The following is an 8170-nucleotide window of genomic DNA, read 5'->3' on the forward strand; positions in this document are numbered from 1 at the left end:
CAGCCGGCCCGCTGCCTAGCGGGCCGGCGCCGCGGTCGAGGCCCGCACCACGAGGCTCGTGGCGAGCTCGGTGCGCAGGGTGTGCCCGCTGGCCGTGCGGGCACGGTGCACGAGGTCGACGGCGGTGGCGCCCATCTCGGTCAGGGGCTGGCGCACCGTGGTGAGCGCGGGGTCGATCCAGGGCGCGATGGGCAGGTCGTCGAAGCCGACGAGCGAGACGTCCCGGGGCACGACGAGGCCCTCCTCGCGCAGTGCGCGCAGCGCCCCGAGCGCGGTGTCGTCGCTGCTGGCGAAGATCGCGGTGGGCGGGTCGTCCAGGCCCATCAGCCGCTGCGCGCCCTCGTACCCCGAGGTGACGCCGTAGGCACCCACGTGGACCAGGTCGTCGTCGGTGGTCAGGCCCGCGCGGATCATGGCGGCGCGGTAGCCCGCGAGCCGCGCGATGGCGTTGTCCTGCTCCAGTGCACCGGTGATGGTGGCGATGCGCGTGTGGCCGAGCGACAGCAGGTGCGCCGTGGCCTCCAGCCCGCCCTGGAAGTTGGTGGCGCCGACGCTGAGCATCCCCTCCGGCGGCCGCTGCCGCGGGTCGACGACGACGAGCGGCGTGCCGGTCTGCTCCAGGGCGCGCCGCGCCTCGGCGTCGGGCACCGCGACGATGCTGACCAGTCCGTCGGTGCCGCGCTCCAGCGCGTGTCGCACCCAGGAGCTGCAGTCGTCGGGGTCGGGCTCGACCGCGAGGACGACGTCCAGCCCCAGCCGACGGGCGCCCGCGACGGCGCCGCGGACCACGGCCTCGGACCAGGTGCCCTCGAAGTCGACGATCCGCACGTCGATCATGCCGGTGGGCTTGGCGGCCGGCGGGCGGACCACGTAGCCGTGCCGCTCCAGCACCTCGGTGACCCGGGCCCGCGTCTTGCCGGCCACGTCGGGGCGGGTGTTGAGCACCTTGGACACCGTCGGGACCGAGACGCCCGCCTCGGCCGCCACGACGGCGAGCGGGATGTGCGGCTGGTCGGTTGCCATGGGTCCTCCGTCGGGCGTTTTCCGAAATCTGTTTCCGAAACCAGGATGGTAGCCCATCGCCGAGCGCGCGCCTCCGCACCGTTGGGAGACCGGGGCAGCTGGCCAACCGTCACGACACCAGGGTGGTTGACACCGCACGGAGCCCCGTCTAACCTCCCGTGGTCTTTCCGAGATTCGCCTTCGAAATTTCGGGAACAGATCAACAAGGGAGTGATCGTGAACAGGACACCTCGCCTCGCCGCAGCGGCGACGGCGTCGACCCTCACGCTGGCCCTCGCCCTGACCGGGTGCGGCCGCAGCGACGAGGCCGGCACCACGGCAGACAGCGCCAGCAGCATCTCCGACGGCCCCGCCACGGGCACCGTCGAGGTCTGGGCGATGGGCACGGAGGGTGAGCTGCTGCCCGAGCTCGCCGAGCAGTTCGAGGCCGACAACCCCGACGTGACGGTGAACGTGACGCCGGTGCCGTGGGAGTCGTCCACCGAGAAGATCAACACGGCCATCGCCACGGGCGAGGTGCCCGACGTCATGCAGGTCGGCACCACCCTGATGAGCGGGTTCGTGGGCCTGGACGGCCTGGCGCCCACGCCGGAGGACATCGACTCCTCGGCGTTCTTCCCGGGTGCCTGGGAGACCACCGAGGTCGACGGCACCTCCTACGGCGTGCCCTGGTATGTCGAGTCGCGCGTGCTGTACTACCGCACCGACCTCGCCGAGGAGGCCGGCGTCGAGGCGCCCGAGGACTGGGCGGGCCTCACCGACTTCGCGGCCGGGCTGCAGGACGCCGGTGCCGAGCACGGCATCGCGCTGCAGACCCGCGGCAACTCGACCGCGCTGATGTACTTCCCGTTCTACTGGCAGGCGGGCGGCGAGATCCTGGACGACGCCGGCGAGTTCACGCTCGACAACGACGCCCAGGTCAAGGCGCTGGAGTACTACTCCTCGTTCATGCGCGACGGGCTCGCCCCGCCGGTGCTCGTCGAGGAGGAGAAGGTGCAGAACTTCGTCGACGGCAAGCTCGGCTCGTTCGTCTCCGGCCCGTGGGAGCGCGCCAACCTGCTGACCACCGCGGGCGACGACTTCGCCGACAAGTTCGGCGTGGTGCCGCTGCCCGCCGACGAGACGACGGCGTCGTTCATCGGCGGCTCCAACCTCGCCGTCCTCGCGGACGCCGCGAACCCCGACTCCGCCTGGAAGTTCGTGCAGTTCGCCACCGACCCGGCCGTCCAGGTCGACTGGTTCGGCATCTCGAACGACCTGCCCGCTGTCCAGTCCTCGTGGGAGGACCCGGCGCTGGCCGACGACGAGGCCGTGGCCATGTACCAGGGCGTGCTGGAGACCGCGCGCTCGACCCCCGCGATCCCCACCTGGTCGGAGATCGAGCACGAGCTCGACCTGATCATCGAGCAGACCATCGCGGGCGACCTGACCCCGGAGGAAGCCGCCGCCAAGATGCAGGAAGCGGCCACCTCGATCGGGACGGGCCTGGACTGACCCGTGGCCATCTCCGCACGCCGCCGCCGCACGGGCCTCGCCGCCTGGGGCTTCGCGCTGCCCTTCACGATCCTGTTCGCGGTGTTCATGCTGGTCCCGGTGGCGTCCTCGCTGTACATGGCGTTCACCGACATGCACGGCGCGGACCTGAGGACGCCCTGGGCCGTGAACTTCGTGGGGTTCGACAACTTCGCGGCCGCGCTGGCCGACCCGAAGTTCCAGCAGGCCGCCGGCAACACGCTCTACTTCGTGGGCGTCGCGATGCCGCTCACGCTCGGTATCGCGCTGCTGCTGGCGGTCCTGCTGAACTCGGGCCTGGTCTGGTTCCGGTCCGTGTTCCGCGTGGGCTTCTACGCCCCCGTCGTGACGTCGATCGTCGCGGTGGCGGTGGTGTGGCGGTTCCTCCTGCAGCCCGACTTCGGGATCGTGAACTCGGCCCTCGGCCTGGTCGGGATCGACGGGCCACGCTGGCTCACCGACGAGGTCTGGGCCATGCCGTCGCTGATCATGATGGCGACCTGGCGCAACGTCGGGTACTCCATGGTGATCCTGCTGGCCGGGCTGCAGGGCATCCCGCGCGACCTGTACGAGGCCTCGGCCATCGACGGCGCGGGTGCCGTGCGGCAGTTCCGGTCCATCACGGTGCCGCTGCTGCGGCCCACCCTGCTGTTCTGCGCCGTCATCACCGGCATCGGCTACCTGCAGTTCTTCGAGGAGCCGTTCGTCATGACGCAGGGCGGGCCGCTCGGGGCCACCAACTCGGTGGCCTACGAGGTCTTCAACCAGTTCGGGTTCGGGAACTACGGCCTCTCTGCCGCGATGAGCTACGTGCTGTTCGTCGCCATCGTGATCCTGTCCTACCTCCAGTTCCGCCTGCTCAGGACGGAGAAGTGATGACTGTCCTCACCGAGCGGTCCAGGACCCGCCGCCCCACCAGGGACCAGCCCTCCGAGGGCCGGCCCGCCGCCCGCCGCTTCACGCCGCGCGCGATCCTCCTCAACGTCGTGCTCCTGCTGGGCCTCGCGGCCTCGTTCGGGCCGCTCGTGTGGATGATCGTCTCGTCGATCAAGCCCGAGGGCGAGATCCGCCAGTTCCCGCCGACCCTGTTCCCCGAGCAGCCCACGTGGGACAACTACACGGAGCTGTTCGCGACGCTCGACTTCCCGCGGTTCTTCGCCAACTCCGTGGTCGTGGCGCTGGCCGTCACGGTCGGGTCCGTGCTGTTCAGCGCCATGGTCGGCTACGCCCTCGCCAAGCTCGACTTCCCCGGCCGCCGCGTGCTGTTCCTGCTGATCATGGGCACGCTCATGGTCCCGGGCATGGTCACCTTCGTGCCGCTGTTCGTGCTCGTGGCCAACCTGGACCTGATCAACACCTATGCCGCGCTGATCCTGCCGTTCCTCGCCGCGCCGTTCGGCGTGTTCCTGATGCGCCAGTTCATGCTCGACATCCCCGACGAGCTGCTCGACGCCGCCCGCGTCGACGGCGCGGGCGAGTTCCGCACGTTCTTCGCCGTCGTGCTGCCGCAGACCAAACCCGCGCTCGCGACGCTCGGCATCCTGACGTTCCTCGGGTCCTGGAACAACTTCCTGTGGCCCCTGGTCGCCGTGCAGTCGGCAGACAAGTACACGCTGCCCGTGGCCCTGGCCCTGTACTCCACCGGCCAGAACACCGTGCAGTACGGCCTGCTGGTGGCGGGCGCGACCGTCATCGTGCTGCCGATCCTCATCGTCTTCCTGGCCCTGCAGCGGCACATCGTGCAGGGCATCTCGACCACCGGGCTCAAGTAGTCCCGCACCACCCAGCCTGTCGTACCAACGAGGAGTTCTTCCGTGACCGAACAGATCACGCTGCCCACCGCACCTACGTTCCTGTGGGGCGCCTCGACCGCCGCGCACCAGATCGAGGGCGGCAACACCAACAGCGACTGGTGGGCCAAGGAGCACGTCGCCGGGTCGCTGTGCGCGGAGAGCTCCGGCGACGCCGTCGACAGCTACCACCGCTACGGCGAGGACATCGCGCTGCTGGCGGCCGCAGGCCTGAACGCGTACCGCTTCTCGATCGAGTGGGCGCGCATCGAGCCGGCCGAGGGCGAGATCTCGCGGGCACAGCTGGCGCACTACCGGCGGATGATCGACACCTGCCTCGAGGCGGGCGTGACGCCGATGGTCACGCTGCTGCACTTCACGCTCCCCCGCTGGTTCGCGGAGCGCGGCGGCTGGTTCGCGCCGGACGCCGTCGACCTGTTCAGCCGGTACGTCGAGACCACCACGGAGATCCTGGGCGACGTCGGCCACGTCGTGACCATCAACGAGCCCAACATCACCTCGATGATGCTCGGCGCGAGCCGCCGCACCAACCTGGACGCCGCCGGGCTCGCCGCACCGGACCAGGCCGCCTCGGAGATCCAGGCCACCGCCCACCGGCGCGCCGTCGACATCCTGCACGGCCTGGGGCACGTCAAGGCCGGCTGGACCATCGCCAACCAGGTGTTCCAGGCGGCGCCGGGCGCCCAAGAGGCCCGCGACGCCTACGCCTACCCGCGCGAGGACTTCTTCCTGGAGGTCGCCCGCGGCGACGACTTCGTGGGCGTACAGAGCTACCTGCGCACCATCATCGGGGCCGACGGCGAGCCCGTCCCCTTCGGCGACGACGTCGAGAAGACGCTGACCGGCTGGGAGTACTACCCGCAGGCGCTCGGCGAGGCGCTGGAGTACACCCACAAGATCACCGGCGGCGTGCCGATGATCGTCACCGAGAACGGCATGGCCACGGCCGACGACTCCCGCCGCATCGACTACACCACCGGGGCGCTGGCGGGCATGGCCGACGCGATGGCCGCGGGCTGCCAGGTGGACGGCTACCTGCACTGGTCGCTGCTGGACAACTACGAGTGGATGAGCGGGTTCCGGCCCACCTTCGGCCTGATCGCCGTGGACCGCACCACCTTCGTGCGCACCCCCAAGCCGAGTCTCGCGTGGCTCGGCCAGGTGGCGCGCACGGGATCGCTCGCCCGCTGACGCGCCACCCTCTCACCGCTGCCCCCCGCCCCACTGCCCTGCCCCACTGCCCTGCCCCACTGCCCTGTCACGAACTACGACGACGTAGGAGACACCCCATGAGCAGGATCCGCACCGCGTTCGCGACGGGAGCCGTCGCCGCCCTGGCGTTCGCCGCACTGCCGGCGAGCGCCACGGGGGCGCCGTCGGCCCCGGAAACCGCGTCCCCGGAGACCACGGTCCAGGAGAGCGAACAGACCAGCCCGGCCAAGGACCGCCGTCAGCTCCAGGCCTGGGCCGCCGACACCTGGCGCTCCTTCGAGGCCATGGTCGACGAGGAGACGGGCCTGCCCGACGACAACATCGGCGGGGACCTGGACCCTGCCAGCCGCGGTGGGTACACGTCCCCCACCAACATCGGCGCCTACCTGTGGAGCACGGTGGTGGCCCGGGACCTCGGGCTCATCAGCCGCCGCGAGGCGCGCGGCCGCATGGCGACCACCCTGGACACCGTGGCCGGGCTGGAGAAGCACGAGCCGAGCGGCATGTTCTACAACTGGTACGACCCGGCCACGGGCGCCAAGCTCCTGACGTTCCCCACCAGCGGCGACCCGGTCAAGCCGTTCCTGTCCAGCGTGGACAACGGCTGGCTGGCCACCGGGCTGCTCCTGGCGAGCCGCGCGGAGCCGTCGCTGGCCCGCGCCGCGGACGCCGTCCGCGAGGACATGGACTTCGGCTGCTACTACGACCCGGCGCAGAACCAGATCCGGGGCGGCTTCTGGGACGTCGACCCGCAGGAGACCGCGCCGGTGGCCGGGGACTACTGCGAGATGGGCGCCGACGTCTGGTACACCGGCCACCACTACGGCGCGTTCAACACGGAGCCGCGCATCGCGTCGTACCTGGGCATCGCCGAGGGGCAGATCCCGGCGGAGCACTACTTCGGCACGTACCGGACGTTCCCGGACACGTGCGACTGGTCGTGGACCGAGACGCGTCCGGTCGGCCAGTGGGCCGAGCACCTGGGCGTGCCCGTGTTCGAGGGCGCGCTGCCGTACCGCGGCATGCGGGTCGTGCCGACCTGGGGCGGCAGCATGTTCGAGGCGCTCATGGTGCCGCTGTTCGTGCCCGAGGAGACGTGGGGCCCGCGGTCCTGGGGCCGCAACCACCCGCTGTACGTGCGCGGGCAGATCGAGCACGGCATGCGGGAGGCGGACTACGGGTACTGGGGCTTCTCGCCGTCGAACGACCCGGCCGGCGGGTACCGCGAGTACGGCGTCGACCAGCTCGGGCTGGACGGGCCGGGTTATACCTCGGACCAGGAGCGCACCGCCGTCGACCAGCCGTACGAGGGCTGCCGCGAGGGCTCGCCCGCACCCACGGAGTACGGCGACGGCGTCGTGACGCCGCACGCGTCGTTCCTCGCGCTGCGCTACGCGCACGGTGACGCGATGGCCAACCTGCGCAACATCGCCGCGGACTTCGACGCGTACGGTCCTGGCGGCTTCTACGACGCCGTGGCCGTGCGCAGCGGCCAGGTCTCGCAGCGCTACCTCTCCCTGGACCAGGGCATGATCATGGCCGCGCTCGGCAACGAGCTGGCCGACGACGCGATGCGCCGCTATGTCTCCCGCGGGGCCCTGGAGCGCGAGGTGCGCCCGCTGATGGCCATGGAGACCTTCGCCGTAGGGTGGGACAGGTGACCGCCGCCGTGGACCTCGCCCCGCGCCTCGGGCGCACCGTGCTGTACCAGATCTACCCGCAGTCCTTCGCGGACTCCAACGGCGACGGGATCGGCGACCTCGTCGGGATCGCCGAGCGCCTTGACTACCTCGCATGGCTCGGGGTGGACGCGATCTGGCTCAGCCCGTGCTTCGTCTCCCCGTTCGCCGACGCCGGGTACGACGTCGCCGACTTCATGACCGTGGCGCCGCGCTACGGCACCAACGAGGACCTGGCGCGGCTGACCGACGAGGCCGGCCGGCGCGGCATCTCCGTGCTGCTCGACCTCGTGGCCGGCCACACGTCGGACCAGCACCCGTGGTTCCGCGCGTCGGCCGACGACCCGGACGACCACCGGTTCGTGTGGAGCGACGTGCCCGCCGACGGCTTCCAGCCCGGCCCGGGAAAGCGCGGCGGGTACTACAAGCCCAACTTCTTCCCCGTGCAGCCCGCGCTCAACTTCGGGTACGCCCGCACGGACCCGGCCGAGCCGTGGCGGCAGCCCGTCGACGCCCCGGGGCCGCTGGCCAACCGGGCCGCGCTGCGCGAGATCATGGCGCACTGGTTCGGCCTCGGCGTGGCCGGGTTCCGCGTGGACATGGCGGCGTCGCTCGTCAAGGACGACCCCGGCCACGTCGAGACCGGCAGGCTGTGGCACGAGATGCGCGCCTGGCTGGACCGCGAGTGGCCCGGCCGCGTAATCATCAGCGAGTGGGGCGACCCGCGGGTCGCCGTACCCGCGGGCTTCCACGCCGACTTCTTCCTCCAGTTCGGTGGGGACGACGACGGCCTGCCGCTGCGCTCGCTGTGGAACAACAACGCGGGCACGGTGAGCGAGTCCTGGGACGCGCTGGCGCCGTGGGCGGGGGCGGACGGCGCCGGCGACGCCGCCACGTTCGTGCGGGCCTGGCAGGCCGCGACGGACGCCATCG

The 8170-nt window shown here is 71.3% G+C and carries 7 protein-coding genes; 6 read left to right on the forward strand and 1 reads right to left on the reverse strand.

Annotated elements, in window-relative coordinates; all coding sequences use genetic code 11:
• Window positions 1–15 precede the first annotated feature (15 nt).
• Complete coding sequence (locus PROKR_RS04345; protein ID WP_036959894.1) at window positions 16–1023, reverse strand: LacI family DNA-binding transcriptional regulator; 1008 nt, start codon at window positions 1021–1023, stop codon at window positions 16–18.
• Between the two features lie 216 nt (window positions 1024–1239).
• Here PROKR_RS04345 and PROKR_RS04350 point away from each other — a divergent pair, with 216 nt between their 5' ends.
• From PROKR_RS04350 to PROKR_RS04375, 6 genes are all read left to right on the forward strand, one after another.
• Window positions 1240–2517, forward strand: coding sequence for an extracellular solute-binding protein (locus PROKR_RS04350; RefSeq protein ID WP_245605694.1), 1278 nt, complete (start codon window positions 1240–1242; stop codon window positions 2515–2517).
• Between the two features lie 3 nt (window positions 2518–2520).
• Window positions 2521–3411, forward strand: a complete 891-nt coding sequence (locus PROKR_RS04355) for a carbohydrate ABC transporter permease (RefSeq protein ID WP_020014316.1) — start codon at window positions 2521–2523, stop codon at window positions 3409–3411.
• On the forward strand, window positions 3411–4307 hold the full coding sequence (locus tag PROKR_RS04360) for a carbohydrate ABC transporter permease (RefSeq protein ID WP_036959897.1): 897 nt from the start codon (window positions 3411–3413) through the stop codon (window positions 4305–4307). The genes PROKR_RS04355 and PROKR_RS04360 overlap by 1 nt, the downstream gene beginning before the upstream one ends.
• Window positions 4308–4349: 42 nt before the next feature.
• On the forward strand, window positions 4350–5537 hold the full coding sequence (locus PROKR_RS04365; protein ID WP_051432665.1) for a glycoside hydrolase family 1 protein: 1188 nt from the start codon (window positions 4350–4352) through the stop codon (window positions 5535–5537).
• A 98-nt stretch (window positions 5538–5635) separates the two neighbouring features.
• On the forward strand, window positions 5636–7219 hold the full coding sequence (locus PROKR_RS04370) for a glucoamylase family protein (RefSeq protein WP_036959902.1): 1584 nt from the start codon (window positions 5636–5638) through the stop codon (window positions 7217–7219).
• Window positions 7216–8170 (forward strand): alpha-amylase family glycosyl hydrolase (locus PROKR_RS04375; RefSeq protein WP_245605695.1); only part of this gene is annotated, 955 nt, incomplete at its 3' end. The genes PROKR_RS04370 and PROKR_RS04375, both read left to right, overlap by 4 nt.

The organism is Promicromonospora kroppenstedtii DSM 19349, from assembly GCF_000515355.1.
GTDB lineage: Bacteria > Actinomycetota > Actinomycetes > Actinomycetales > Cellulomonadaceae > Promicromonospora > Promicromonospora kroppenstedtii.

What these genes read in the sequence shown, in the direction of transcription:
- PROKR_RS04360 (WP_036959897.1), top strand. Translation starts at nt 3,411, where the DNA reads ATGACTGTCCTCACCGAGCGGTCCAGGACCCGCCGCCCCACCAGGGAC.
- PROKR_RS04345 (WP_036959894.1), bottom strand. Translation starts at nt 1,023, where the DNA reads ATGGCAACCGACCAGCCGCACATCCCGCTCGCCGTCGTGGCGGCCGAG.
- PROKR_RS04370 (WP_036959902.1), top strand. Translation starts at nt 5,636, where the DNA reads ATGAGCAGGATCCGCACCGCGTTCGCGACGGGAGCCGTCGCCGCCCTG.